The following is a 26,247-nucleotide window of genomic DNA, read 5'->3' on the forward strand; positions in this document are numbered from 1 at the left end:
GATGCTTAAGCGTGGTTGCGCAGCATCAGCTCCGCCGGATGTGGGGAGAGGTAGACCTGCTGCTGCAGATACTGCTGCCGGTACTTGTTGACGTAGTGCTTCAGGAGGGTGACCGGCACCACCAGGGGGACCAGTCCATCGTGGTACTGCCCGATCAACTCCAAAAGCTCCTGTTTTTCCTCGGCCTCCAGCTCTTTTTTGAAGTACCCCATGATGTGCATCAGCACGTTGGTCTGCTTTTTCACCGTGGCCTGCAGCTCCAAGGCCCGCAGGAAAAGTTCCTGGTAGCGCTCGGCGAGCTCCGGCCAGACGATCTCCTTGCCGCGCGCGACAAGCGCCCCCATTTCCCGGTAGAGCTGCGTGCTGTGGGAGATCACCAATAGCTTTTGCCGGGTGTGGAACTGCACCAGCTTCCCCAGGTCCGGTCCCTGCGTCAGGAAGTCCTTCCAGCGCCGGTAGCTGAAGACCCGCTCGATGAAGTTCTCCCGCAAGGAGGCGTCGGCGAGCCTCCCCTCCTCTTCCATGGGAAGGTGCGGGAAACGCCCGGCCACCGCGGCCGCGAAAAGGCCGCTGCCGGTCTTAGACGGCACGCCGGCATGGTCGTAGACCTTGACCCGGAACAGGCCGGAACTGGGGGAGCCCTTCTTGAAGATGAAGCCGCAGAGATCCTCCAAGGCCAACGCCTCCACCTTGGCGCGGCAAAAGGCCAGCATCTGCTCGGTCTTGTCCGCCCGGCTCTTGTGGGTGATCAGCCTGGGCGCCGCAGGATCCCCCTCCAGCCGCATCGCCTCGCGCGGCACGGGCATGCCGCACTCAACCTCCGGGCAGACCGGGACGAAGAGGAAGAACCTGCCCAGCACGTCCGTGATGTAGCGGTCATGCTTGTGCCCTCCGTCATAGCGGACCTTCTCACCCAGAAGGCACGAACTCACACCGATCTTTATAGGTGAAGTCATTAAAACTCTCCTTGCATGGCAGATTCGACGAAGGCACATGATACCACAGTAGCAGCCGGTGCGACAGGATCGGTGGGGACTAACTTCAGCTCTATCTGCAGTGGCTATGAGTGCTGCAGTGTCGCCTGCGGATGGTTCAATTAAAGCTACGGCAGCACCACACCGATAAGATGTTATGAAACAAGCAATTCCAGAAAACAGCTCTGACACAAAACGTTGAACTGTCACCTTTATCCTGTTATAAGCATCGATAGGTTCATCCTCTGCTGACAGTGCTGAGCCTTTTCCACCTTTCCAAGGAGGGCCGATGTTCCATTCGCTTCAGAACTGGCAGGCATTGTTCGACAGCATGTCCCAGGGCATGTTCTGCCAGGACGCGGAGGGAAGCCCCGTCGAGGCGAATGCATCGGCACTCTCCCTTCTGGGCCTGGACCGCGAAGCGTTCATGGCGCACACCCCGCAAAAGCCGCAATGGCGCCTCCTCACCCAGGACGGAGGCGACCTCCCCCCGGAACAACACCCGGCCTCCGTAGCGCTTACTAAAGGAAAGGCCGTAACCGGCTTCACCGCCGGCATCTACACCCCCCACAATGACGCCACGATCTGGGTAAAGATCGATGCCATCCCGCTCCAGCAGGGACTTGTCTGCGTCGTCCTGAACGACATCACCCAAGAAAAGCTGATAAAGGAGCAGGAGCACCAGGCCGCGCTGCAGTACGAGCTTCTTGCCAATACCTCCATGGACGGCTTCTGGGTCGTCGACATGGAAGGAAAGATCCTCTCCGTGAACGAAGCCGCCTGCCGCATGTACGGCTACAGCCGCGACGAGTTCAGTTCCATGTTCGTCTACGAGATCGAGGCGCGTGAGGACCGCCACGAGGTCATGCAGCATACCGAGAAGGTAGCGGCGACACGCTACGACCGCTTCGAGACCGTGCACCGCACGAAGGACGGCACCCTGATCGAAGTAGAGGCGAGCACCACCTTCATACCGGAGAGCAGGCGGTTCCTCACCTTCTTGCAGGACATAACCAGCAAGAAGGACGCGGAAAATGCCCTGCAACAAAGCGAACGGCGCTACCGGGCCATCGTGCAGACCCAAGCCGAATTCGTCGTGCGTTACCGCCGGGGAGGCTTCCTCACCTTCGTCAACGATGCCTTCTGCAAATACATGCAGATGTCCCGCGAGGAACTGTTGGGCCAGAGCCTGTACCCGTATTTTTTCCTGCAGGACCGCGAACACCTGATCCGAGTCGTGGAGTCGATGGGCGCGGAGCACCAGGAGCAGGCGCTGGAAGTGAGGGCCTGGCTGCCGGACGGCCGCCTGGTGTGGCAGAAATGGAGCAACAGCGTCATCCCCGACGACTGCGGACAGGTGGCGGAGTTCCAGGCGACCGGCATGGACACCACCCGCAGCAAGCACGCCGAAGAGAGCCTGCGCAAAAGCGAGGAGAAGTACCGCTCGCTGTTCGACAACATGCTGAACGGCTTCGCCTACTGCAGGATGATCCTGGATTCCAATCTCCCCATGGACTTCGTCTTCCTGGAAGTGAACCAGAGCTTCGAGAAGCTGACGGGGCTGCGCGAGGTGAAGGGGAAGCGGATGAGCGAGGTGCTGCCTGGCGTCGGCAACTCCGACCCGGAGCTTCTCGCGGGCTTCAGGCGCGTCGCCCTGAGCGGGGAGCCCGAACAGGTGGAATACTTCCTCTGCGCCATCAACGAGTGGATTGCCGTTTCCGTGTACAGCCCGGAGCCGGGGTGCTTCGTCGCGGTCCTCGACGTGATAACCAAGCGCAAGAGGACCGAGGAGTGCCTGGCATTCCTGGCCCAGTCGGTCTCAGAGCCGGGCGAGCAGTTCTTCCACCGGCTGGCGAAATACCTGGCGCAAGCCCTCGACATGGAATTCATCTGCATCGACCAGCTGGAGGAGGGGAACCAGTACGCGCGCACCCTCGCGGTCTACTTCGACGGCAGCTTCGAGGACAACATCCGCTACACCCTGCGGGACACCCCCTGCGGCGAGGTGGTGGGAAACAGCGTCTGCTGCTACCGCCAGGGGGTGCGCCACCTCTTCCCGACCGACACCTTGCTGCAGGAGATCAAGGCGGAGAGCTACATGGGGACTGTGCTTTGGGGGTCCAACGGCGTGCCGATAGGGTTGATCGCCGCAATCGGCAAGAAGCCCCTGGGAAACCGGAACCTGCCTCAGGAAATCTTCCAGATGGTCAGCTCGCGTGCCGCGGCGGAGATGGAGCGCGGCCTGCACGAAGAGGAGCGGCTGAGGCTGGAGCATCAGCTTTTGCACGCGCAGAAGCTTGAAAGCCTGGGCATCCTTGCCGGCGGCATCGCGCACGACTTCAACAACATCCTCACCGGCATCCTGGGGAATTCCAGCCTCGGGCTCTTACGCATAGACCCGGATTCTCCCGCCGCCGAAAACCTGCAGAACATCGAGAAGGCCGCCGTCAGGGCGGCCGACCTGGCCAAGCAGATGCTCGCCTACTCCGGCAAGGGGATGTTCGTCGTGGAACCGGTGAACCTCAACCTGCTGCTGGAGGAGATGATCCACCTGCTGGAAGTCTCGGTATCGAAAAAGGCCGAGCTGAAGCTCTCCCTGGCCCAGGAGCTACCTCCGGTGCAGGCAGATCCGACGCAGTTGCGTCAGATCGTGATGAACCTGGTCATCAACGCTTCGGAGGCCACCGGAGAGCAGGGGGGGACCATATCGATCAGCACCGGATACCGGTATTTCGATCAGAGCTATCTGAAAGAGGCGTGGTTCGACTGCGAACTCGTCGAGGGGGAGTTCGTCTTCCTGCAGGTGGCAGATACCGGCTGCGGCATGGACGAGAGCACGCTTTTGCGCATCTTCGACCCCTTTTTCACCACCAAATTCACCGGTCGCGGGCTCGGCATGTCGGCGGTACTGGGTATCATCAGGGGGCACAAGGGCGCCATCAAGGTGCAAAGCAAGACCGGGGAGGGAACGACCTTCACCGTGCTGCTGCCGGCCAGCGACCTCCCGGTGCCAGTGAAGGAAGCGGACCAGAAGATGGACAACTGGCAGGGGAGCGGGACCATCCTTCTGGTCGATGACGAGGAGACCATCTGCGACATCGGGGCGATGATGCTGGGACAGTTGGGATACGAGGTGGTGACGGCGCTTTCCGGCAGCAGTGCGCTGCAGACCTACCGATCGCGGCCGGATATAAAATTCGTGATTCTGGATCTCACCATGCCGCAGATGGACGGGGAGCAGACCTTCGACGCGCTGAGAGCGCTCGACCCGGAGGTGAAGGTGATCATGTCCAGCGGCTACAGTGCCCAGGAGGTAACCGGGAAGTTCACCGGAACCGGTCTGCTCGATTTCATCCAGAAGCCGTACAGCATGCAGGCCCTTCTCGAAGTGATGAAGAGGTGCGACAGATAAGCCGGAGGCGTAATCAGGGAATACCGAGGAACCAGGGTGGTCTTTCCTCGAAGGACTAGGCGGGGCTATTGCGTCCCCCCCTTTGCGAAGGGGGGACAGGGGGGATTTTGAAGTAGCGGTCAGCTATGAATACTTCCTTTGAGCCCGAACTGCTCCTGCACCTGGGCGGGCGCCTCCTCGAAACCCTGGAACTCCATGGTATAGCTCCCCCGCCCCTTGCTGGCGCTTCTTAGCTCCGTCATGTAGCCGAACATCTCCGCCAGCGGCACCGTGGCCTTCACCAGCTCCAATTCGCCCCTGCGGTCGAGCCCCTCCACCCTCCCGCGCTTTTGCTGCAGCCCCCCGAGCACCTTTCCCAGGTACTCGGCCGGCGTCTCCAGCTCCAGTTTCATGATCGGTTCGAGCAGGTACGGCTCCGCTTCCCGCGCCGCTAGCGCCAGCCCCCGTTGCGCCGCCGCCCTAAGCGTCTGTTCGCCAGGCGCCGGCATTCCCGGGTCCACCGGCAGTTCCAAAACCCGCACTTCCAGATCGGTCAGGGCGTACCCCGTCCGTCCCCCCCCCTGGCATCCCTGCAAAAGGCTCTGTTCCACCGTTGTCAGCAGCTCGGCAGTCATGGGCGGCGCCGGTTGCGGCAAGACGATGCGAACCCCGCTTCCGCGCGAAAGAGGGACCAGGCGCAGCAGGATCTCCGCCCTCTCCTGCCGCTTCTCGGTCAGGGCCTGGAACACCTCGCGCCGTTCGACCTCGCGCCTGAGCGCCTCCCGGAACACCACCCGCGGCCTTCCCGTTTTCACCTGTACCCCGTACTCGCGGCGCAGACGATCGATGACCACCTCGAGATGCAACTCCCCCATCCCGGTGAGGATGGTCTGTCCCGTCTCCTGGTCCTCGTGCACCCGGAAGGTCGGGTCCTCCCACTGGAAATACTCCAGGGAAGTGAGAAGTCCCGCCCGATCCTCGCCCCCCTTGGCCTCCACCGCGATGGACACCACCGGCTCGGGCACGGTCATCCCCTCAAGAACCAGGGGATGCGCAGGATCGCAAAGGGTATCGCCGGTCAAGGTCGACTGGCAGCCTGTGACGGCGACGATGTCGCCTGCTGCCGCATCGGCTACCTCCTCGCGCTTGTGGGCATGCATGTGGAACAGGTGCCGGACCCGCTCGGCGTTGCCACGGGTCGCGTTCAAAAGCGATGCCCCCGCTCTTATGGTCCCGCTGTAGATGCGCAGATAGGTCAGCCGCCGTCCCTCCTCCGCCATTACCTTGAAGGCAAGTGCGGCCAGCGGGCGCCCCGGGTCGCACAGGACCGGTTCGGGATCGCTGCCGCCGGGCTTGCGCGCCACCAGCGATGCTACTTCGTTCGGGGAGGGAAGGTAGAGGCAGACGGCATCAAGCACCGGCTGCACCCCCTTGTTCCTGAGCGCCGATCCGAAGAGCACGGGAAAGACCTGGCAGGTAAGGGTCCCCTGCCGCAGCGCCTCCCTTAACAGCGACGTCTCCACCTTCGTCCCCTCCAGGAATGCCGCCATCACCCGGTCGTCGAAATCCGCTGCGATCTCCGTCAACTGCAGCCGCGCCTCTCGCACCGCCTCGACAGCCTCCTGCGGCACCGCCCCCCTCACCACCGTCCTTCCCTGGTCCTGCTCCGAGAAGGTCAGAAACTCTTCGGAAAGGAGGTCGATCACCCCCGAGAAACCGGCTTCCGCGCCGACAGGGAGCTGCAGCAGCACCGGCCTGGCACCGAGTCGCTGCTCCATCTGGGAGAGGACGTTCCGGTAATCCGCCCCCATGCGATCCATCTTGTTGATGAGGCAGACGCGCGGGACGCGGTAGCGGTCCGCCTGGCGCCAGACCAGTTCGCTTTGCGGCTGTACCCCCTCGACCGCGCTGAAGATGGCCACCGCTCCGTCCAAAACGCGCACGCTCCGCTCCACCTCGATGGTGAAGTCGATGTGCCCCGGTGTGTCGATCAGGTTGAGCCGGTATTCCCCCCAGCGGCAGGACGTGGCGCTGGCGGTGATGGTGATGCCGCGCTCCTGCTCCTGCGGCATCCAGTCCATGACCGCCTGGCCGTCATGCACCTCCCCCATCTTGTGCGTCTCGCCGCTGTAAAAGAGGATCCGCTCGGTAACGGTGGTCTTGCCGGCGTCGATGTGGGAAATGATCCCGATGTTGCGGGTGTGGGAAACGTCGATGGATGAAATAACCCTCTCCTTTCCAACAGTAATGGGCATTAAGTGCGGACTCCTTCTATTCACCCGGAAGCATCTGCCGGTACAGCCTCTCGGCATCCTCCCGGCGGCAGAGCTCCGTTCCGGGCGTCATCACCGCGGCGGTCCCGGCAGCCACCCCGAAACGGACGGCGTCACGCAGGGCGTTCCCCCGCGCAAGGCTCAATACCATGCCGGCCACCATGGAGTCTCCGGCGCCGACCTTGCTGATAATGGGAACCGTGGGGGGATGCAGCCGCTCCACTCCCGAGTCCGACACCATGAGGACCCCGGCCGCGCCCAGCGAGATCACCACCACCTCGCTCTGCCCATCGAGGACAATCTTCTTGGCAAGCGCCAGCACCCTGGCTTCGTCTTCCCCCCCCTCGCCTATCATCTCGCGAAACTCCCGGATGTTCGGCTTGATCAGGAAGACCCCTTCGCGTAGCGCCAGGCGCAGGGGCTCGCCCGAAGCGTCCACCGCCACCCGGGCGCCGTGCTGTTTTCCAAGGCGCGCTACCCGGGCATAAAAGTCCTGCGGTACGCCCGGAGGGAGGCTGCCGCTCGCCACCAGGTAATCTGGTTTGGCTGCGCCGGCAAAGATCTGTTCCAAACAAGCCTGCCATTCCTTCGCGGAGAGATCCGGCCCCGGCATACCGAATCGGTACTGCTGCCCCGTTGCGGACTCCAGCACGATCAGGTTCTCCCTGGTCCAGCCGGCGACCTCAATCGGACGGTGCGTAAGCCCTTCCTGGTCGAGCAGCAGGCGCAGCGTCTGTCCGCTGTGACCTCCCGACGGATAAAGAGCCAGGGACTCCCCGCCAAGCTTCCGCACTGCCCGCGACACGTTGATCCCCCCTCCCCCGGGCTCGAAAAGGGGCTCGCTGCAGTAAAGCTTTCTTTCTGCCAGCACATGATCCACCGTCGCACTCTTATCGATGGCAGGATTCATGGTTATGGTCACGATCGTTTTCATAGCGACAGCTCCTCGTCGTTGCCAACGCTGACAGAGCAGAGGATTTGAGCAAAAGTTCAATGGTATCGGAAGGACCGCCGAAGTCAAAACTGGCATAGCGATAGGAATCAAGCTCAGAGGCTGCATTTATTGCCGCATCTGCAGATTCAGCAGCTAAAACCGAAAGCACGAACAGCAGCCGCAGCGCAAATAACGAAAGCTATTGACAAAGACGAATACTATATTAATTTCTTCTTATCTTTTTTTCACCCCAGTCCCTGCCGGTTCTGTCATCGCTCCGCAAAACGCAGAGAGAAACAGGACGCGCTGATTGCGGCAAAACCCAACAGCAAGATCACAAGGGAGCAATCCCTATCAACCAGAGAAGGAGGCAAACCAAGACATGAAAAAAGTAAACCTGTTGATCGCCATCGCACTGTCAGCCGCTGTTGTTTTCAATGCACCGCCCCAAGCCACAGCCGCCCAGGACTCCAGCGCCGCCAAAGCCGACAACTCCAAGAAGAACAAGGAAGCAAGCAAGGGAGTCACCGCCGACCAGCAGAAGGAAAACAAGCCCGACCGGGAGACCACCAGGCAGATCAGAAGGGCCGTGGTTAAAGACAAATCCCTTTCGATCAAGGCTCACAACGTGAAGATCATTACCACAAACGGCAAGGTCACGCTGAAGGGACCGGTAAAATCCGAATCGGAGAAAACGACCATCGAGAAGATTGCCGAAGGGATCGTCGGCAAGGGGAACATAACCAACGAGATCGAAGTCGCGCCGCCGTCGGATAAAGGCAAGGACAAGGAAAAGAGCAAGAGCGACAAGGAGAAAGGGAAGTAGAAGTCCCAGGCGAAAACCCGCCGTTTTCTCGGGCCAAAGGATCAAAAAAAGGCTAGATCGCTTAAAGCGGTTTAGCCTTTTTTATATCGGGAAAATGCGTGGCTCTATCTTGCTCGTTTTTGCTTTTGGGCCTGATACGCCTCCCATTGTTCCTTGATCTCGTCAGGAGCGTACCGCTGGAAAAAGCGGGGAAAGCACCTGGCGATGAGCTTGTCCTGCCAGGTGAAAGTGGTAAGCCAGCGCTGCGCCGGATCTGCCTTGGGAGGAGTTTTCATGCCCCTATTGTACCTGTAGAGACGGTAATAACCATCAACCATCGCACACGGATTTGGCGGAAAACGCGGATAACGGCAGATTGATCTAAACATAAACTAGGCTAAGGATATGCAGAAGGTCTCAGTCGCTCCGGCAGATGAAACGGCGGCAGATCTCCGGCCGCAGCTCATAGATGCCGCACCTGTTGCCGACAAGAAACTCGCAGCCGTTTTCGATTATCAACTTGTGTGGCCCATGAATGGAAAAATGGAGGCGAGTCGCACCCATGCTCTCAAGAAGCTGGTATTCCTCCCAGGAGAGGTCGACATTGGGAAAGGAGCGGCAACACAAGGCAGCACAGGCGTCGCAGCAGGAAGGGTCATCCAGCGGTTTGTCCAGCAACAGTCCGTGCCTTTTATCTTTGGCTCGACTATGAAAAAGCATGTCATGCCCCCTATTGTGCAGAAGCAACAACAAAACCGGACGTGGCAGAGCCAGAAGTACTGAAATCCTACTGCCGTATACACAATACTGTCAAGATGCGGGTTGTAACAGCCAGCATACACAGGTAGTATGGCCATCCGAGCACAGCGGCTTGCGCGACGGAGATTAGTTGTATATATTCACTTGGCGGTGCAGCAAAGATCAAGTTTCAGCGTCGCGACGAAGGACGCCGCTGCGTTGGAACTGCAGATAAGGAGGTAGCTATGAAAGTAGAGATGAATAAGAAACAGATTTTGGAGTTCATCAACGCAAATCCCATTTTCCACATGGCGACCGTCGACGGCGACACACCTCACGTGCGCGGGATGCTTTTGTTCAGGGCCGATGACGATGGCATCGTCTTCAATACCGGCAAGATCAAGGACTTATACCGGCAACTGAACGTCAACCCCAAAGTTGAGATGTGTTTCACCAACGGTATCTTCGAGAACCTGATCCAGGTGAGGGTGACCGGAACAGTCGAGGCGCTGGAGGACCTGGAACTGAAGAAGGAGATAGTGCATAAGCGCGATTTCCTGAAGCCGTGGATAGACAAGGTGGGGTACGAGCAGCTGGCCGTTTACAGGTTGAGAAACGGCGTGGCGACCGTCTGGACCATGGCCACCAACACCGAGCCCAAAGAGTTCATACAGCTGTAAAAACGTAGAGTACAGGCAGGAACGAAATGGCCGCCACAGAGCGGCCTTTTTATTGCCGGCATCCCAAACCGATGCTGGAGTTTTTCCAGGACAAAGAGGCAGACATGCTCCCCGATGTTGTACTAGCTTCAGATGGTAAAAGCTTCAAACAGCTCCAGCTTTTTCTTCGGATTATCACCTTTATCCTGATGGCAGGGACATCTCAAGCCGCAGAACTTCCTATGGGTGACCTTCTCCTTTCTCCCCCTGTTTCCGCTGAAGTTCCTATACCGGATAAAATGACCACACCCTCCGAGCCGGCGAGCATCCCCTCCGTCACCAAGACCAAGGACCGGGACGGGCTCTGGCGCGATACCGGCATCCTGGTTGGAGCACAAGTCGCGTCCATCGGAGTTCTTTATGTGATGCCGGAGAGCGTTTCCGGCTGGAGCCCTAAACAGAAGAAGAACAGCTTGAGGAACTACGAGCAGAACGTAAAGAATCCGGGATTTGATAACGACAAGTTTTATCTCAACTACATCCTGCATCCGTACTGGGGCGCGGCATATTTCACCCGGGCTAGGGAGCGAGGGTTCGATGAAGGCGAATCCTTCCTGTACTCCACGGCGATGTCCACCCTCTACGAATTCGGCGTGGAATGCTTCTTCGAGAAACCCTCGATACAAGACATGTTCGTCACCCCCGTCATAGGCTCAGTGATAGGAAGATACCTGTTCGAGCCGGTGCGGATGCGCATCAAGCAAAAGGCAGAGCGTGACTGGTATGACGAAACCTTGCTGGTAGCCACCGACCCCACTGGAGTCTTGAGTAACGGCATCGAGAAGATGTTCGGGATCAAGTCCCAGGTCGAGCTGAACTACGGCACCCCCGCCGGAAGCCCGAGGGTAGATGTAATGGTCAAGTTCCAGTTGCACTAGCTACAGCAGGTCACCATCAAGATCACAGTCCTGGCCGGGCATGGTGCTATTTCCCTACCTCATACCGCAGTTCAACCATGGCGGTCCCCATCTGGCGAACGGAGGAAAGGCGCAGGATCGGGCTCAGAACACGGCGCGGGAACAACTGCTTGCCTTTCCCCAGCGTAACTGAGCCAATCTGGATGATGAGCTCGTCCAGAAGCCCTGCATCGTAGAACTGACCGGCCAAGTCCCCGCCCCCGACAACCCAGATATTCTTTGCCCCTGCGGCCAGACGCATATCGTTGTGTACCTGGCGTACATCGCCTTTCACGAACCTGATATCTGCACCTTCAATTGCCGAGAGCACGCGACAGGTGAATACCCAGACAGGCTGGGTGTACGGCCAAGGAGAACCGGTCTCGGCAGCGACCTTGGCGGCATTACGAACCATCCACTCATAGGTGGCCGATCCCATTGCCAGCGCGCCAACCTCAGCAATGAATTCCGAATAGCTGGACTCCTGCAGGTTCGCAAGAGAAAAGAGCCACTCCAACGAGTCGTCCTCCGTCGCAATAAATCCATCAAGACTCGAAGCGGCGTAGTACTGGGTCTTCATAACTTCCATCACCTCTCGTGCCGGCTCTCTTCATGGTCGCTGCCCTAACCCCACTTCGTACCCGCGAAGTCCTTTTCCATCCGTGTGGTTTGGGTTCCTTCTCCAGTACCTCATGTGTTGCATAATTATCGGTATTGTGTCCCCGCAAATTCTGATTTACGCTAAAAGCGTACGGGTTCCACAATCGTAAATACACCCAACGTGTTCTTTGCAGGTACTGTTTCTTATCCAGTGAAAACCACCTTCCCCGACATTGAATGTAATGAATTCAAGCTGTTTTGTGTTGAAATCAAGCGGCGGTATGTGAAACTTCTTCATATTTTTGGCTACCTCGCGTAGGTGTGTGGGCGGACTACAACAGGTCTGCGGTTGAACGCGACCATGGAAACAAAGCGGGTCAGGCTAGACATTCGGACATTCAACTATCACCTCACCCATGTTTGAACCGACCGAGTTCGGCTGAACTGGCAAATATTCCGTTGTCGGCCCTGCGCCCACCACTTCCCACTCCGCACTGAGCGTCTCCGCCTGATCAAGCACCAGTTGCACTGCCGCTTCCTCTCGGTCGGGCGGATACTTGTACTTGCGCAAGATCCTCTTCACCATCAGCCGCAGCTTGGCCCGCACGTTCTCACGCACCGACCAGTCCACACTGACGTTCCGCCGCAGGCTCTCCGCTAGTTCATGCGCGATCTTCTTCAATATCTCGTCGCCCATCTCGCGCACCGCTTCGGCGTTGTTGGCCAAGGCATCGTAAAAGGCGAGTTCATCGGCATTAAGGAACCAAGGGGACACGTAGAAGAATATAAGTTCCGCTTCAAAAACTTAAAATCTGATACGTGTCCCCTTGGCTTTCGCTGGTGCGGTGCGAGTACGGCCACTAGCGTCTTGACGATGCTGGCAGGTGTGTAGAACTGGCCGCCGCGTTTCCCTTCGGCGCTGGCAAACTGCCCCAGAAAATATTCGTACACCTGCCCGAGCAAGTCCCGGGCACTCTGCCCGGTGGTCCCAAAGCCGATAGTCGAGACCATGTCCACCAGTTCACCCAGCTTTCCATCGGGGAGTTGAACGCGGGCATACCGTTTGTCGAGAATCCCCTTGAGCTTTGGGTTCTCCGTCTCGATCAACGTCAGGGCGTCGTCAATCCGTTTGCCGATATCCGCTTGCTTCGCCTGTGCCCGCAGGTTTTCCCAGCGAGCAGCCTCCGGCACCCAAAAGACGTTCACCTCCCGGTAGTAGTCCCGGTCCTCCAGTTCGCAAACCAGCGAGGCGCTGGAAGCGTCAGGCAGATAGTACTCGTCGTGAGGATCGATGAACCGCTCCCTTAGTTCCGTGCTGCGGGTTTGGAAAGTGTCGGAGATGTATTTGAGAAAGATGAGGCCAAGTACCACGTGCTTGTATTCGGCAGCGTCCATATTGGCGCGCAACTTGTCGGCAGTGGCCCAGAGAGTTTTTTTGATGTCTTCAATCATGCCCGTAGCAACCTCACCAAATAAAATCGCCCCAATTTACCTGAGACTAAGGCATCGGTCAATTTATCTAATGAAGTGAATGGGGGGTTCAGCCAAAATGTGGAGAGAGACTGGGTTCCGTGCGGTTATCCTGGAAATCTGAATCGTTCCACACCCATACCGGGGGAAGACAATTCCTAGCACCGGGAACACCAATCTCCATTCCGGGAAACGCAAAAGTTGCTCCGCAAATAACAACTCTCGCTCCGGGAATTACTAAAGTTGCCCAGCGAATGTCATTTCTTGTTTCGGAAAATGCAAAAGTTCCTGAGCGAATGGCAATTCCCCCTGCGGGAAATACAAAAGTTCCTCCGCGAATACCATTTCTCGCTCCGGGAATACCATTTCTCGCTCCGGGAATACCATTTCTCGCTCCGGGAATACCATCTCTCGCTCTGTGAATACCATCTCTCGCTCTGTGAATGCCATCTCTCGCTCCGGGAATTGCATTTCTGGCTCCGGGAATACCTTTTCACGTTTCGGGAAACGCAAAAGTTGATCAGAGAAATATTTCTGAGATAGGGAAATGCAATTCCCCTCTTGGAAAAATGCAAAACCCTCTGGAATCGAAATCCAATCGATCGGGCAGTGGGGCCTGTAAAGCGGCTGGTGTTAATGGCGCTGTATTCAGCCGCAGACAGCAAAAAGGGCCGCGCTTTCGCGTGGCCCTTTTCTATTGGTCTTCAATATTCAGTTGTTCCCGTGGTGCCCGGAGCCGGGGTCGAACCGGCACGTCCTTTCAGACGAGGGATTTTAAGTCCCTTGCGTCTACCAATTCCGCCATCCGGGCCGATCCGGTCTTCTTTTACTACAGGTTGTTCACCCGCTCCCTAAGATCCTTGCCGGTCTTGAAAAACGGGGTCTTCTTGGACGGGATGCTCACGATCTCGCCGCTCTTGGGGTTCCTTGCCTCGCGCGGCTCGCGATCCCTGATGGTGAAGCTCCCAAAACCGCGGATCTCTACCTTGTCTCCGTTGGTGAGCGCCTCGCTCATGGCATCGAACACCATGGAAACGACGGCCTCGGAGTCCTTGCGGGTCAGCACGCCACGTACTTCAACCAGCTTGTCGATCAGTTCGCTCTTTGTCATTTGCATACCTCAATTACTATTAAATTAATCAGTCGGCGAAGTGACTGGTTCTATTCCTCGGTGCTCTTCTTCAGCTTCTCTTTCAGCAGATCGCCGAAGCTGGAGGTGGCCTCACCCTGGCTCCCCATGTAGGAGGCGATCTCTGCCTTCTCCATGGCGGTCTGCAGCGCCTTGATGGAAAGGGCGATCTTCTTCTCGACCATGTCCACGTTCAGCACTACAGCCTCAAGCTCATCGCCCACGTTGGCGAAGTCCTTCGGGGAGGCGACCTTCTCGTAGGAGATCTCGGAGACGTGGATCAGCCCCTCGATCCCTTCTTCGATCTCGACGAAGATACCGAAGTCGGTCACGGAGGTGACGCGCCCTTTGACCTTGGAGCCCGGACGGTACTTCCTGGGGATCTCTTCCCACGGATCGGCTGCCAGCTGCTTGATGCCCAGGGAGAGACGCTCGTTCTCGACGTCGATGTTGAGAACAACTGCCTGCACGGTCTGCCCTTTGGTGAACATCTCGCCCGGGTGCTTCACGCGGCGGGTCCAGGAGATGTCGGAGACATGCACCAGGCCGTCGATGCCGTCTTCGATGCCGATGAAGACGCCGAAGTCGGTGATGTTCTTGATCTGACCTTCGATCTTGGTGCCTACCGGGTAGCGCTCCCCGATCACGGTCCAGGGGTTGATCTCGGTCTGCTTGAGCCCCAGGGAGATCCTGCGGTTGCCCGGATCGACGCCCAGGATGACTGCTTCGACTTCCTCTCCGACCTTGAGGATCTCGGACGGGTGACGCACCCTCCTGGTCCAGGACATCTCGGAAACGTGCACCAGGCCTTCGATGCCGTCTTCCAGGGAGATGAATGCGCCGTAGTCGGTCAGGCTCACGACTTTGCCGCTCACCCTCTCGCCTTCCTTGTAGCGGTCGCCGACGTTGAGCCAGGGATCGGGCACGGTCTGCTTGAGGCCGAGGGAGATCTTCCCTTTCTCGCGGTCGTACTTAAGAACCATCACGTTCAGGGTGTCGCCCACTTTGACCATCTCGGAGGGGTGGCCGAGGCGGCCCCAGGACATGTCGGTTACGTGCAGCAGGCCGTCCACGCCGCCCAGGTCGACGAACGCGCCGTACTCGGCGATGTTCTTGACCACGCCGTTGACGATGTCGCCTTCCTTCAGGGTCGCCAGGGTCTCGGTCCTTGCCTTCTCGCGCTCTTCTTCGAGCAGCACGCGACGGGAAAGAACCAGGTTGCCGCGCTTCCTGTTCAGTTTCAGGATCCTGAACTGGTAGGTCTGGCCGACGAAGCGGTCCATGTTGCCACCGGGACGGAGGTCAACCTGGGACGCCGGAAGGAATGCCTCGACGCCGACGTCGACGGTCATGCCGCCCTTCACCTTGCCGGTGATCTTGCCTTCGATAACGCCACCCTCGCCAGCTGCGGCGATGGTCTCCCAGGCAACCTGGGAATCGGCTTTCTTCTTCGAGAGGACCATGTGGCCGCGGATGTTTTCGCCGCGCTCGAAGTAAACGTTTACTTCGTCACCGACCTTGACGTTGAGTTCGCCGTTCTCGTCGATGAACTCGCCGATGCGGATAGCGCCTTCGGACTTGTAACCGACGTCCACGAGCACCACGTCCTGCTCGATCTGGACCACGACGGCCTTGACTACCTCGCCGCTTTGCGGCTGCCTCAGACTGTCCTGGAAAAGGTCGGCAAACTCGCCACCCATTTCGGCCTGATCCAGCTCCTCGTCATTATCGTGTAACCGCCTGATAGGCATATCTTTTTTCTTGAACGTCCTTTTTTCGTCACCCATTGAAACGTGTACCCCCTCGTGTAATCTCCATATAAAATCGGGCTAATTTAGCACATCGTCGAGAAAAATCAACTTATTTTATCTTTATCTATCGCCGAAATACGATCGATCACTTCATCGATAATCCACTTCGGCGTGGAGGCGCCGGCCGTGACTCCGACCTTCTTCACCCCCTTGAACCACTGCTCGTCGATCTGGCAGGCGGTCTCGACGTGGTGGGTGCGGGGCAAAAGCTCCCGGCAGATCTGGGCGAGCCTCATGGTGTTGGCGGAATTGAAGCCGCCGATCACCACCATGCAGTCCACCGCGCCGGCCAATTTCTTGGCCTCCTCCTGCCTGACCGCCGTGGCGTCGCAGATGGTGTTGTAGACCCGGGTCTCCCCTCCCCTGGCAAGGCAGGCGGCGACGACTTCGTGCAGATGCTCGAACGACTGGGTGGTCTGGGCCACTACGCCGATCTTCGACATGCGCGGAAGGCGCTCCACGTCTTCATGGGAGCTGACCACGTACACCCTCCCGGCGGCGTAGGAGACGATTCCCTGCACCTCGGGGTGCACCGCGTCCCCCACCACCACGATGTCGTACCCTTCTTTGGATAGGGTCGCCACATGCTCTTGCGCCTTCTTGACGAACGGGCAGGTGGCGTCGACCACCTCGAGATTGGCACGGACCGCGGCTTCCAGTTGCTCGGCGGCGACGCCGTGCGAACGGATGATGATGGTGCCCCCGGTCTCCACCTCGCTCACGTTCTCGACCGATATCACGCCCATCTCCTCAAGCCTTTGCACTACCTGCGGCGAGTGGATGATAGGCCCGAGCGTGTAGGTTTCGCTCCCGATGTTGGCTGCTTCGAATGCCAGTTGTGTAGCCCTTTTGACGCCGAAGCAAAACCCGGCGTGCTTGGCCAGTAACACTTGCATAATTACCCCTTTTCGCCTTGGGCCAGGCGCTCTTTCACGGTACGTTCCATCAGTTCCAGGACCTGCTCGATGGTGAGGCTGGTGGAATCGATGGGGACTGCGTCTTCTGCCTGCTTAAGCGGCGCGTGCTCGCGCCCCTCGTCCTGCCGGTCGCGCTGGATCACCTTGGCGATGGTCTCTTCGAGGGTCGCGCTCTCGCCGCGGGCGGCAAGTTCCAGGTAACGGCGACGGCCGCGCTCCTCGGCACTGGCAGAGAGAAAGAACTTCACCTCGGCATCGGGAAAAACCACGGTGCCGATGTCGCGACCTTCCAGGATCACGCCCCCCTTGGCCCCCATCTTGCGCTGCATTTCCAAGAGCGCCTGACGCACCGGCTTCCTGGCCGAGATGGTCGAGGTCAAAAGCCCGATCTCCTCGGTCCTGATCTCGGCGGATACGTCCTCGCCGTTGGCGAGTACCCGGCAGGTTTCGCCGTCGCGGGCAAAAGCGATCTCAAGGCCGCGGCAAAGTTCGGCCAGTCCCGCGTCGTCGTCGCTCTTGATGCCGGCGCGCTGGGCCGAAAGGGCCACGGCGCGGAACATGGCGCCGGTGTCGATGTGGATGTACCCCAGACGTTTGGCGAGGAGCTTGGTGAGGCTGCTTTTGCCGGCCCCGGAGGGGCCGTCTATGGCTACGATTACTCCGTTTTCCCTTACCGCGCTCACCGCTGCACCACCCCCTCAATGAGGTTGACGAAGCCGGGGAACGAGGTGGCGATGCACTCGACGTCCGAAACGCTGGTCTCATTCTGGGCGACGAGCCCGGCGACCATCATGGACATGGCGATCCGGTGGTCGCCGAAACTGTCGGCGGCGCATCCTTTCAAAGAGGCGACGCCGGTGATCTCCATGCCGTCCGGGGTCTCGACGATGCTGACCCCTGCGCGCCTAAGGTTATCGGCCATGGCGGAGATGCGGTCGGTCTCCTTGACACGGAGCTCCGCGGCGTCGCGCACGACGGTGGTCCCTTGCGCCAGCGAAGCGGCGACGCAGATGGCGGGAAACTCATCGATGGCGCGGGGCACTACGTCTCCGGAGATCTCCATGGCGGTCAGTTTCGAATGGCGCACCCGAATGTCGGCGACCGGCTCCCCCGATTCGTCGCGCAGGTTGGTAAGTTCCAGGTCGCCCCCCATACCCTTCAGCACGTCGATGATGCCGGTACGGGTCGGGTTGACGCCGACGCCGCGGATGAGGAGATCGGAACCCGGGACGATGAGGGCTGCGACCAGGAAGAAGGCGGCCGAGGAGATGTCGCCCGGCACCACGATGTCGCGTCCGGTAAGTTCCGCCCCGCCGCGCACCTTGACGCCGCCCGGGAAGGTTTCGACGTGGGCGCCGAAAGCGCGCAGCATCCGCTCCGAGTGGTCGCGGGAGAGATGCGGCTCGCGCACCACCGTTTCGCCGCCTGCGTAAAGCCCTGCCAGCATGATGGCCGACTTGACCTGTGCGCTGGAAACGGGGGAGTCGTATTCGATCCCTATCAGTTTCGAGCCCTGGATGGCCAGGGGGGCCTTTTCGCCGCCGGCGCGCCCCGAGATGCGAGCGCCCATCTGGGCCAAAGGCCCGACCACGCGCTTCATGGGACGGGCGCGCAGGTACTTGTCCCCGGAGAGGACAGAGAAGAAGTTCTGCCCGGCGAGCAGGCCGGTCAAAAGGCGCATCGAGGTCCCGGAGTTGCCGCAGTCGAGCACGTCGGTAGGCTCGCTCAGGCCGTGCAGCCCCCGTCCCTGGATGGTGACCGTCTCGCCGTCGTCATCGATCTGCACCCCCATGGCACGGAAGGCTTCGAGGGTGGCCAGGGCGTCCTCGCCACGGAGGAAACCGGTCACCGTGGTTACGCCGGAGGCGATGGAGCCGAACATGATGGAGCGGTGCGATATGGACTTGTCGCCTGGGACGCTGATTTCGCCGCGCACCGACTTGGCGGGTCGAACGGTATAGTTTTGCATGAGTACCCCTGGTTCTACAAAATGGCGTCGCGCTTTTCTTTCGAGTTCAGGAAGAAGCTGCGGAGCCCTTCGCCGTCACCTTCCGCGACCAGACCGCGCAGCGTTTCCAGATACCCTGAGAAAAAATCCATCATCTCCAGGATGGCGTCGCGGTTGGTGAGCGCGATGTCGCGCCACATGACGGGGTCGGACGAGGCAATGCGGGTGAAGTCCCGGAAACCGCCGGCGGAGAAGGATAAAAGATCCCCGCCAAAACGGTCGTAACCGTCGACGGCGTTGACCAGCGAATAGGCAACCATGTGCGGCAGGTGCGAGATCGCGGCGACGACGCGGTCGTGCTGGACCGGATCCATGAGCGGTACCGAGGAGCCGGCTATCTTCCAGAGTTCCACCACCTTCTTAAGCGCCACGGCATCGGTCTTGGCGGTAGGCGTTACGATGCAGCGCTTCCCCTGGTACAGCGTCGAGAAGGATGCCTCGACCCCGGAGTGCTCGGTTCCGGCAATCGGGTGTCCCCCGACGAAGAAGGTCCCTTCTGGCATGAGCGGTTCGCACGCCTCGACCACGAATTCCTTCACGCTCCCGCCGTCGGTCACGATGCAGCCCGGCGCCAGAAACGGCGCTATCTCGGCCACCACCTTGGGGATGGAACAGACCGGCGTCGCCACGAAGACCAGATCGGCTCCGGCAACGCCTTCCCTGGCATCGGTGGTGTAGCGGTCCAGGACCCCCAGTTCGACGCCGCGCTTCAGGTTCTCCTCGCCGCGGCCGATCCCGACCACTTCCTTTACCGCACCCTTCTCGCGCAGTATGCGGGCAAGCGAGCCCCCGATCAGTCCGACGCCGATCACGGCCATCCGATTGAATACCACCATGCTAGCTATCCCTCATGAACGCGCCCGGGGGTAGGAGCCCAGCACCTTGACGAATTGACAGCAGACGGAAAGTTCCTTGACCGCATCGGCGACTTCCGGGTCGGAGATGTGGCCGGACAGGTCGAGGTAGAAGATGTATTCCCAGGCCTTGCGCTTCAGGGGGCGGGATTCGATCTTGGAGAGGTTGATGCCGCGCTGGGCGAAAGGCTCCAGCATCCGGTGCAGGATGCCGGGCTCGTCGCGGACCGAGAACATGAGCGAGGTCTTGTCGTCTCCGCTTTTGTCGGCCATCTTGCGGCCGATGACCAAAAAGCGGGTGAAGTTGTTGACCTGGTCCTCGATGCGGGCCTTGACCACCTTAAGGTTGTAGATGGAGGAGGCGTATTCGCTGGCGATGGCTGCGGCGGTGTAGTCTTCGGACACGATCTGCGCCGCGAGCGTGGTGGAGGCGACGTCGACCAGCGGCACGTTGGGGAGGTTCTCGGCGAGCCACTTGCGGCACTGGGCCAAGGGCTGCGGGTGCGAGTAGACCTTTTTGATGTCCTCGAAGCGCCCGGTGCGGGAAAGGAGGAAGTGGGAAACCTCGAGGAGCACCTCGGCGTTGATCTTCAGCTCGCTCTCCATGAACATGTCCAGCGTGTGGGAGATCATCCCCTCGGTGGTGTTTTCCACCGGCACCACGCCGTAGTATGCCTCACCCTTCTCCACCGCCTCGAAGACGGCGGGGATGGAGCGCTCCGGGGAAAGCGAGGCCGAAAGGCCGAAGTGCTGCATGGCGGCCAGGTGGCTGAAGGTGGCGCTCGGTCCGAGGAAGGCGACGTTCAGGGGTTTTTCCAGCGCGAGCGAAGCCGAGATGATCTCGCGGAATACGCCGCGCACAGCGTCCGACGGGAAGGGGCCCGGGTTCTGCGCGGTGAGGCGTTCGTAGATCTCCCTCTCCCGGCTGGGGACGTGGAAATCGCTGTGGCTTTTGGCCTTGACCGCGCCGACCTCCATCACCAGCTTGGCCCGCTGGTTCAAAAGATCGAGGATGCGGTCGTCAACGGTATCTATTTCCTGACGGAGTTTTTCCAGAGTCTGCTTTTCTTTCAAAGCGTTCGGTCACCTTTCAGGAGGGGGATAGTGGCGTTCAGAGAGTCTGATACGATCATTCAGAGAGGCTGATATTTATAAGACACCGGATGCAAATATGCAACTTTTTTCTGACTTTTTCGCCCCGGCTCAGGCCACCTCGGCATGCGCCTGCGGGTTCATCGGGTTCATCCGGACGGCCAGCGAAAAGAGATAGGGGTAATCCTTTTGCAGGTGGGCCATGTACGAGAGCCACTCGATGAGGAGGTGGTTGTGGGCCCTTTTCATGTCCCCCGCCAGGTGTTCCAGGTCGCTCGCGGGGAGGGAGGCTAAGGAGTGGCGCGCCTGCAGTTCCTCGATCAGGTGGAAGACGGCCCAGAGCAGGTCGGTGAAGGACTCATGCTCCAGGAGGTTCGGGTTTTCCATGAGCGAGAGCATCACCCCCTTCTTCTCCGAGAGGAACTCTTTCAGGCGGGGGAGGTCCCCAAGGCGCGCGTCGAGACGGATCTCATGGCTTTTGATGAAGTCGCGTGCGGCGCGGTAGTCCTCCTCGCGCCAGCGCACGGTGACGTTGAGCTTTCCCCTAAGGCCCTGTCCGTCCGGGAAGAAATCGAGGAAGTCCCGCAGAAGCTGCGTGCCGACCTCGCTGAAAAAGATGCCGATCACCATGTTGAGCTTTTTGATCATCGCCTCGCGCTCGCGCTCCCTCAAGACCCGCTCGATCATGAGGGTGACGAAGAGGACGTAGACCGGGAGGAAGGCGACGTTGGACATGAAGCCGAAGCCGATCTCGCCCATTCGGCCGAAGAGGAAGTAATCCATCAGGTAGAGGGCGACGGAGACGAGGAGCAGCAGGTAGACGATGCGGTCGTGGGGCATGCGGATGAATCTCAAGAAAAACCTCCTAAAGTCATAAACGCCTCACGCAAAGACGCGAAGACGCAAAGAAAAGATAAGACTTAAAAAAACAAACCTTTGGCAAGGAGAACTTCTGAGAAAATCTGAGCATAGACAGAAGCTGGAGAGAACCCAAAACTACGCTTTGCTTTTCTCGAGTTTTTGCTTTTACTCAGATATCCTCAGATGTTCTCCTTGTGAAGGGTTTTGGTTATTTTCGGTTTTAGCCTATGCGCTTCAACCCTTGCGCGATGCGGATGGTGGCGCCGCGCCAGGTGGGGAAGATCCCCGAGACGACTCCTACGGAAAGGGCGGCCAAAAGCTCCAGCAGCAGGGTCTCCATGGAGACGCTGAAAAACGGGAAGTACTGGGTGAGCTCCACCTCGATCCAGTGGGCGACGGGGAAGGTTGCCGCCACTCCCAAGACGCCCCCCAAAACGGAGATGGCGACGGACTCGCCGAAGATGAGCCCGGCCAGATGCCCCGCCTTGAACCCCAGCGTCTTCAGGGTCGCATACTCACCGATCCGCTCGCGCGCCGTCATCGCCATGGTGTTGGCCGCCACCACCATGATGATGGCGATGACCATGTAGGAGACGATCTGGATCGCCACCATGATCGCCTCGGTCATGGCGATGAACCCCATGTGGAAAGCCTTCTCGGTCTCGGTCAAGGTCTCGGCCAGGGAGTTCTTGAACATGGAGTCGACGGCCAAGGAAACCTCGGGGGCGAGCTCCGGGCGCTTCACTCCGATCATGAAGAACCCGACCTGGTCGGCCCTGCCGGGGAAGCTCTGGCGCACGCTCTCGTTCAGGTAGCTCCAGTGGAAAAGGAGCAGCCGCTCCTCGGTCGCCTTCTCGGCGCCATGGTAGATGCCGCGCAGCACGAACTCCCAGTTGCCGGGAAAGATGGTCCCTTTCAGGGTGATGAGATCCCCCACCTTCCAGCCGTAGGTCTTCGCCAGCCGCTCCCCGACGATGCACCCCTTGCGGTCGAGGATGAAGTCGTTCTTCTGCTTCTCCGAGAGGACGAGCTCGGGGTAAAGGGCCAGGTAGGTGCGAGGCTCGACGGCGTAGTTGGCGAAGAAGTTCTTCTCCTCGATGTAGATCCCCCCGAACCAGTTGCCGTAGGAGACCGAGCTCACCCCGGAGACGCCGCGGATGCGGTCCAGGTAGGAGATGGGGAGCGGGAAGACGAGGGAGATGGCGTTGCGGGTGACGAGTCGCGTGTCCGAGGCGTGCTCGGCGCCGGCGTACCAAAGCCCGACCAGGGTGCGCAAAAGCCCGAAGGCTAGTACAGCGACGGCGACGCCGACCACCGTCAACACCGAGCGGAGCTTGTGCCGGAAGAGGTTCCGTATGATGTATTTCAGCATGAACATCAAAAACCCTCAAAAACCAAAAAAACCAGAAGCAAGAGCACTCACCACAGAGGACACAGAGGAAAAACAAAAGCGAGGAAACCCAACCTTTTTTGGGAAAAGCAAAAGCTCAAAACCATTTGCCACAGAGGTCACGGAGAAAAACCAAAAACTTTTTTGTGAAAAAATAGGCCTTGCCTTTCCTCTGTGGTTCCTCTGTGTACCTCTGTGGTGAGTGCCTTTGCTTTCCCCTGAAAAACCTCTGTGACCTCCGTGGACCTCCGAGACCTCTGTGTTCCGCCTTTAGTTTACGCCTTGAGGTTTACGTTGCCCTCAAAGCTTCCACGATATTCATCCGTGAGGCACGGAACGCCGGGAGGGTGCCTCCCACTAGCCCCATGACTGCGGAAAAAAGCAACGACTTCCACACGATGGAAAAGTTGAGCGTGAAGGAAAAGGCCAGCTCGGAGAAGGAGGCCCAGTTCATGGTGGAAATGGTGATGAGCTGCATGAAGCTCGCGGCAAAGAGCCCCAGCCCACCGCCGCAAAGCCCCAAAAAGAGCGCCTCTACGATGAAGGCGGAGAGGATGCTCTTCCTCTGGAACCCTAACGCGCGCAGGGTCCCGATCTCGGTGACGCGATTGGCTACGGCGGCGTACATGGTGATGGTTGCACCGATGACGGCGCCTATGGAAAAGACCACGGTCAACACCATTCCGAGTATGTTGAGAAACTTGGACATGGCCTCGGACTGGTCCAGGTAATACTGGGTCTCCCGCTTGGCCTCGACAGTGAGCCTCGGGTCGCTCTCCACGCGCGCCTTGTAGGAATCGAAAGCGGTCGAGTCCCGCAACCGGAAGATGATGGAGGAGTAGGCCTGCCTCCGGAAGGCCTGCATCAACTGGTCGGCGTCCCCCCAGATCTCGGAGGAGAATCCGGTGGAACCTGCGTCGAAGACGCCGACAACCCGCCAGTCCCGCATCCCGAACCGGATGGTCTCACCAAGGCCGCCCCCCTTGAAGCGCCGGGCTATGCTCTCGCCGGCGATTACTTCGGCGGAACCGGACCGCGGCATGCGCCCCTCCTTGAGCCGGATGGCGGGACGCAGCTTGAGCGAAGTAGGGGTCACCCCCCTGATGACGACGTTGGAGGGCTTGTCCCCCACCCGCTTTTTCAGGTTGATCAGCACCACTACTTCCTTGGCTAAGAGCGGCTCTCCGTCGGCGCCGATGGCGACCTCGGGCTGGCTCTCCAAAAGGGCCGCCTGGGAGCGCTCCACGCCGCTTTGCACCTCGGAACCGGCAGCTTTTCTGAGCAGCACGACGTTATCAGGAGAGCCGGTCTGCACCAGGGTCTTTTGCAACCCCTCGGTGAGCATGAGGGTGGCGGCGAAGACGAAGACGACGAGCCCCATCCCGCTCGCGGTGAGAAGGGTGGTGAGCCGCCGGGTCCAAAGGTTGCGGAAACTGTAGGAGTAAGGGATCCCCATCTAGCTCACGCTCAGCTCGCCCTTCTCGAGATGCCTGATGAGGTGGGCCTTTTCGGCGGCACGCGGGTCGTGGGTGACCATGATGACGGTCTTGCCGAACTCGTGGACCAGGCGGTCCATGAGCTGCAGGATCTCTTCGGCGGAGGCGCGGTCGAGGTCTCCGGTCGGCTCGTCGGCCACCAGGATCTCGGGGTCGGTGACGATGGCGCGCGCGATGGCGACTCTTTGCTGCTGGCCGCCGGAGAGCTGAGAGGGGTAGTGTTCCATCCGGTCGGCAAGCCCCACCACGGAAAGGACCGCCTCGACATGCTCGCGCCGTTCGCGCCTTTTCAGGGGGGTGAGCAAAAGGGGAAGCTCCACGTTCTCGAAGGCGGTCAGGACCGGTATCAGGTTGTAGAACTGGAAGATGAAACCGACGTTGCCGGCGCGCCAGCGGGCCAGTTCCCCCTCGCTCAGATGGGTGATCTCCACCTCTCCGATGGTTATGGAGCCTTCATCGGCGGTGTCGATGCCGGCGATGAGATTGAGGAGGGTGCTTTTTCCCGAGCCGGAGGGACCCATGAGGGCGACGAATTCTCCCTGGTCGATGTCGACGTTGATGCCGGTGAGGACCGGGATGACCTGGGTGCCGCGGCGGTAACCCTTGGAAAGGTTGCGGATGCGGACGATGGGAGGGGTGGATTCTGCCATGGCTATTTTTCCGCCGCCTTGACGCGGCTATTGTCCTTGAGCTTATCCAGGGGCTTGGTGGCGATGCGGTCCCCCGCCTTGATGCCGGAAACCACCTCGACCATGTCCCCGAGTTTCCCTCCCAGCGTGACCGGGGTCTGCCGCGCGCGGTCGCCTGCGACGACGAAGACGAACTCCTTGCCGTCGCGCTTGACCACCGCGGCGGGAGGTATCGCAATCCGCGGCCTTCCCTCTCCCGGCTTCAGCTCCCGCTCCAGGAAAGCTACCTTCGCGCTCATCTCGGGAAGGATCCGTTTGTCCTGGTCGATGAAGCGGACCTTAACCAGGACGCTACCCTTGCTGCGGTCGGCGGTCGGGACGATGGTCTGCAGCGCCCCGCGAAAGCGCGCTTCGGGGAGGGCGTCCAGAAGGATCTCGCAGGGCTGCCCCACGCGCACCTTGCCGAGGTTCGCTTCGGAAACGTCCGCCTCGACTTCGAGGGAACCCATATCGGCCAGGGTGACGACGGCGGCCTTGGCGTTGGCGGCGGCAGCAAGCGGGGAAACGATATCCCCCACGTCGGCATTCTTGGTGAGCACCACCCCGTCGAAGGGGGCGCGGATCAACGTGTAGTCGAGCGACGCCTCGGCCCCCTGCAGCGCGCTCGAAGCCCCCTTCAGGTTCGCCTGGGCAGCGGAGCTCGACGTAACAGCGCGCTGGTAACGCGCCTCCGCCGTGTCGTAATCGGCCTGCGCCACGATCCCCTGGGAAACGAGCTCCCTCATGCGCGCCAAGTTGCGCGCCGCGTCCTTTTGCTCCACCCGGGCCTGCTCCAGGTTCTTCTCGGCCGCGGAGACGCTCGCCGCGGCCTCCCCCTTTTGCGCGGCGACGTCCCGGTTTTCCAGGCGGGCCAGAAGTTCCCCCTGCCGCACCACGCTCCCCTCCTGGACCCCGAGCCATTCCAGGCGGCCGGTCGCCTTGGAGGATACGGCGGCCTTTCGCTGCGCCACCACGTAGCCGCTTGCGTTCAAGAGGGAAAAAGTCTGGGAAGGGTAAACCAGGGAGACGGTGGCGACCTCGACCTGGACGCTGCGCCGCGCGGCCCAGGCGAAAAGGGCCAAGCAGAGGAGAATCACCAGCGACGCCGCTATGATCCTGGAGCGCCAGGGGCTGCCGCCGCTTGCGGGGGAATAGCGTTTTTTGTCGATGGTGAGCTTGTTAAGGTCGTCCTGTGCCATGCGGTTTCACCCCGGTTTACAA

Annotated in this window: 25 protein-coding genes and 1 tRNA gene; 5 read left to right on the plus strand and 21 right to left on the minus strand. The window is 59.9% G+C overall.

Annotation, left to right across the window (positions count from 1 at the left end; all coding sequences use genetic code 11):
• Positions 1-5: 5 nt before the first annotated feature.
• The gene (locus tag K419_RS0105655; protein ID WP_026840728.1) at positions 6-956 is read right to left on the minus strand and encodes a YbgA family protein; all 951 of its coding nucleotides are present in this window, start codon (positions 954-956) and stop codon (positions 6-8) included.
• Positions 957-1,263: 307 nt separating this feature from the next.
• On the opposite strand from K419_RS0105655, the gene K419_RS0105660 reads away from it, so the two are divergent.
• Complete coding sequence (locus tag K419_RS0105660; RefSeq protein WP_026840729.1) at positions 1,264-4,386, plus strand: hybrid sensor histidine kinase/response regulator; 3,123 nt, start codon at positions 1,264-1,266, stop codon at positions 4,384-4,386.
• Positions 4,387-4,505: 119 nt separating this feature from the next.
• Here K419_RS0105660 and fusA read toward each other — a convergent pair whose 3' ends face one another.
• Together fusA and K419_RS0105670 are read right to left on the minus strand one after the other, a co-directional pair.
• On the minus strand, positions 4,506-6,620 hold the full coding sequence (gene fusA, locus K419_RS0105665) for an elongation factor G (RefSeq protein ID WP_051292886.1): 2,115 nt from the start codon (positions 6,618-6,620) through the stop codon (positions 4,506-4,508).
• Between the two features lie 16 nt (positions 6,621-6,636).
• Entirely contained in the window at positions 6,637-7,572 is a 936-nt protein-coding gene (locus K419_RS0105670) for a 1-phosphofructokinase family hexose kinase (protein ID WP_026840731.1), read from the minus strand.
• Between the two features lie 382 nt (positions 7,573-7,954).
• Here K419_RS0105670 and K419_RS21645 point away from each other — a divergent pair, with 382 nt between their 5' ends.
• Positions 7,955-8,398, plus strand: a complete 444-nt coding sequence (locus tag K419_RS21645) for a BON domain-containing protein (RefSeq protein WP_035496913.1) — start codon at positions 7,955-7,957, stop codon at positions 8,396-8,398.
• Between the two features lie 396 nt (positions 8,399-8,794).
• On the opposite strand, the gene K419_RS23030 is transcribed toward K419_RS21645, so the two are convergent.
• Positions 8,795-9,097, minus strand: a complete 303-nt coding sequence (locus tag K419_RS23030) for a YkgJ family cysteine cluster protein (RefSeq protein WP_084154124.1) — start codon at positions 9,095-9,097, stop codon at positions 8,795-8,797.
• A gap of 263 nt (positions 9,098-9,360) precedes the next feature.
• Between K419_RS23030 and K419_RS0105690 the strand changes: the two genes are divergently transcribed.
• Both K419_RS0105690 and K419_RS22745 read left to right on the plus strand, forming a co-directional pair.
• Positions 9,361-9,795 (plus strand): pyridoxamine 5'-phosphate oxidase family protein, encoded by a 435-nt coding sequence (locus tag K419_RS0105690; RefSeq protein ID WP_084154126.1) that lies wholly within the window; start codon positions 9,361-9,363, stop codon positions 9,793-9,795.
• Positions 9,796-10,073: 278 nt separating this feature from the next.
• Complete coding sequence (locus tag K419_RS22745) at positions 10,074-10,712, plus strand: DUF3943 domain-containing protein (RefSeq protein WP_198013093.1); 639 nt, start codon at positions 10,074-10,076, stop codon at positions 10,710-10,712.
• A gap of 46 nt (positions 10,713-10,758) precedes the next feature.
• Here K419_RS22745 and K419_RS0105700 read toward each other — a convergent pair whose 3' ends face one another.
• The 14 genes from K419_RS0105700 to K419_RS0105765 form a co-directional block, all read right to left on the minus strand.
• Positions 10,759-11,319, minus strand: a complete 561-nt coding sequence (locus tag K419_RS0105700; RefSeq protein WP_198013094.1) for a dihydrofolate reductase family protein — start codon at positions 11,317-11,319, stop codon at positions 10,759-10,761.
• A gap of 393 nt (positions 11,320-11,712) precedes the next feature.
• Positions 11,713-12,105: a type I restriction enzyme endonuclease domain-containing protein gene (locus tag K419_RS0105705; protein WP_226377630.1), complete on the minus strand. Its 393-nt coding sequence runs from the start codon at positions 12,103-12,105 to the stop codon at positions 11,713-11,715.
• Complete coding sequence (locus K419_RS21655; protein ID WP_226377631.1) at positions 12,009-12,782, minus strand: type I restriction-modification system subunit M N-terminal domain-containing protein; 774 nt, start codon at positions 12,780-12,782, stop codon at positions 12,009-12,011. The genes K419_RS0105705 and K419_RS21655 overlap by 97 nt, the downstream gene beginning before the upstream one ends.
• 255 nt (positions 12,783-13,037) lie before the next feature.
• Positions 13,038-13,250, minus strand: a complete 213-nt coding sequence (locus tag K419_RS0105715; protein WP_156912178.1) for a hypothetical protein — start codon at positions 13,248-13,250, stop codon at positions 13,038-13,040.
• Between the two features lie 274 nt (positions 13,251-13,524).
• Positions 13,525-13,611 (minus strand) — tRNA-Leu (locus tag K419_RS0105720).
• An 18-nt stretch (positions 13,612-13,629) separates the two neighbouring features.
• Positions 13,630-13,911: an integration host factor subunit beta gene (locus tag K419_RS0105725; protein WP_012531682.1), complete on the minus strand. Its 282-nt coding sequence runs from the start codon at positions 13,909-13,911 to the stop codon at positions 13,630-13,632.
• Between the two features lie 50 nt (positions 13,912-13,961).
• On the minus strand, positions 13,962-15,716 hold the full coding sequence (locus K419_RS0105730) for a 30S ribosomal protein S1 (RefSeq protein ID WP_026840737.1): 1,755 nt from the start codon (positions 15,714-15,716) through the stop codon (positions 13,962-13,964).
• 68 nt (positions 15,717-15,784) lie between these two features.
• Positions 15,785-16,636, minus strand: coding sequence for a 4-hydroxy-3-methylbut-2-enyl diphosphate reductase (locus tag K419_RS0105735; protein WP_026840738.1), 852 nt, complete (start codon positions 16,634-16,636; stop codon positions 15,785-15,787).
• Between the two features lie 2 nt (positions 16,637-16,638).
• Complete coding sequence (gene cmk / locus K419_RS0105740; protein ID WP_026840739.1) at positions 16,639-17,340, minus strand: (d)CMP kinase; 702 nt, start codon at positions 17,338-17,340, stop codon at positions 16,639-16,641.
• Positions 17,337-18,626: a 3-phosphoshikimate 1-carboxyvinyltransferase gene (aroA, locus tag K419_RS0105745; RefSeq protein ID WP_026840740.1), complete on the minus strand. Its 1,290-nt coding sequence runs from the start codon at positions 18,624-18,626 to the stop codon at positions 17,337-17,339. The genes cmk and aroA overlap by 4 nt, the downstream gene beginning before the upstream one ends.
• Positions 18,627-18,640: 14 nt before the next feature.
• Positions 18,641-19,501 (minus strand): prephenate dehydrogenase, encoded by an 861-nt coding sequence (locus K419_RS0105750; protein ID WP_026840741.1) that lies wholly within the window; start codon positions 19,499-19,501, stop codon positions 18,641-18,643.
• A gap of 12 nt (positions 19,502-19,513) precedes the next feature.
• Entirely contained in the window at positions 19,514-20,593 is a 1,080-nt protein-coding gene (gene pheA, locus K419_RS0105755) for a prephenate dehydratase (RefSeq protein ID WP_026840742.1), read from the minus strand.
• A gap of 129 nt (positions 20,594-20,722) precedes the next feature.
• A complete protein-coding gene (locus K419_RS0105760) occupies positions 20,723-21,466 on the minus strand; it encodes a hypothetical protein (RefSeq protein WP_026840743.1) in 744 nt (247 codons plus the stop codon).
• A gap of 226 nt (positions 21,467-21,692) precedes the next feature.
• On the minus strand, positions 21,693-22,850 hold the full coding sequence (locus tag K419_RS0105765) for an ABC transporter permease (protein ID WP_026840744.1): 1,158 nt from the start codon (positions 22,848-22,850) through the stop codon (positions 21,693-21,695).
• On the opposite strand from K419_RS0105765, the gene K419_RS23470 reads away from it, so the two are divergent.
• Positions 22,843-23,064 (plus strand): hypothetical protein, encoded by a 222-nt coding sequence (locus K419_RS23470; RefSeq protein WP_156912179.1) that lies wholly within the window; start codon positions 22,843-22,845, stop codon positions 23,062-23,064. The two genes, K419_RS0105765 and K419_RS23470, sit on opposite strands and share 8 nt — an antisense overlap.
• 87 nt (positions 23,065-23,151) lie before the next feature.
• Here the strand turns inward: K419_RS23470 and K419_RS0105770 are convergent, their stop codons facing one another.
• From K419_RS0105770 to K419_RS0105780, 3 genes are read right to left on the minus strand one after another with little or no spacing between them, the layout of a single operon-like run.
• The gene (locus K419_RS0105770; RefSeq protein WP_012531691.1) at positions 23,152-24,318 is read right to left on the minus strand and encodes an ABC transporter permease; all 1,167 of its coding nucleotides are present in this window, start codon (positions 24,316-24,318) and stop codon (positions 23,152-23,154) included.
• Complete coding sequence (locus K419_RS0105775; RefSeq protein WP_026840745.1) at positions 24,319-25,008, minus strand: ABC transporter ATP-binding protein; 690 nt, start codon at positions 25,006-25,008, stop codon at positions 24,319-24,321.
• Positions 25,009-25,010: 2 nt separating this feature from the next.
• Positions 25,011-26,225 (minus strand): efflux RND transporter periplasmic adaptor subunit, encoded by a 1,215-nt coding sequence (locus K419_RS0105780; protein WP_026840746.1) that lies wholly within the window; start codon positions 26,223-26,225, stop codon positions 25,011-25,013.
• Positions 26,226-26,247 lie beyond the last annotated feature (22 nt).

It is taken from the genome of Citrifermentans bremense R1, from assembly GCF_000426865.1.
In the GTDB taxonomy this organism is placed as follows: domain Bacteria; phylum Desulfobacterota; class Desulfuromonadia; order Geobacterales; family Geobacteraceae; genus Geomonas; species Geomonas bremensis.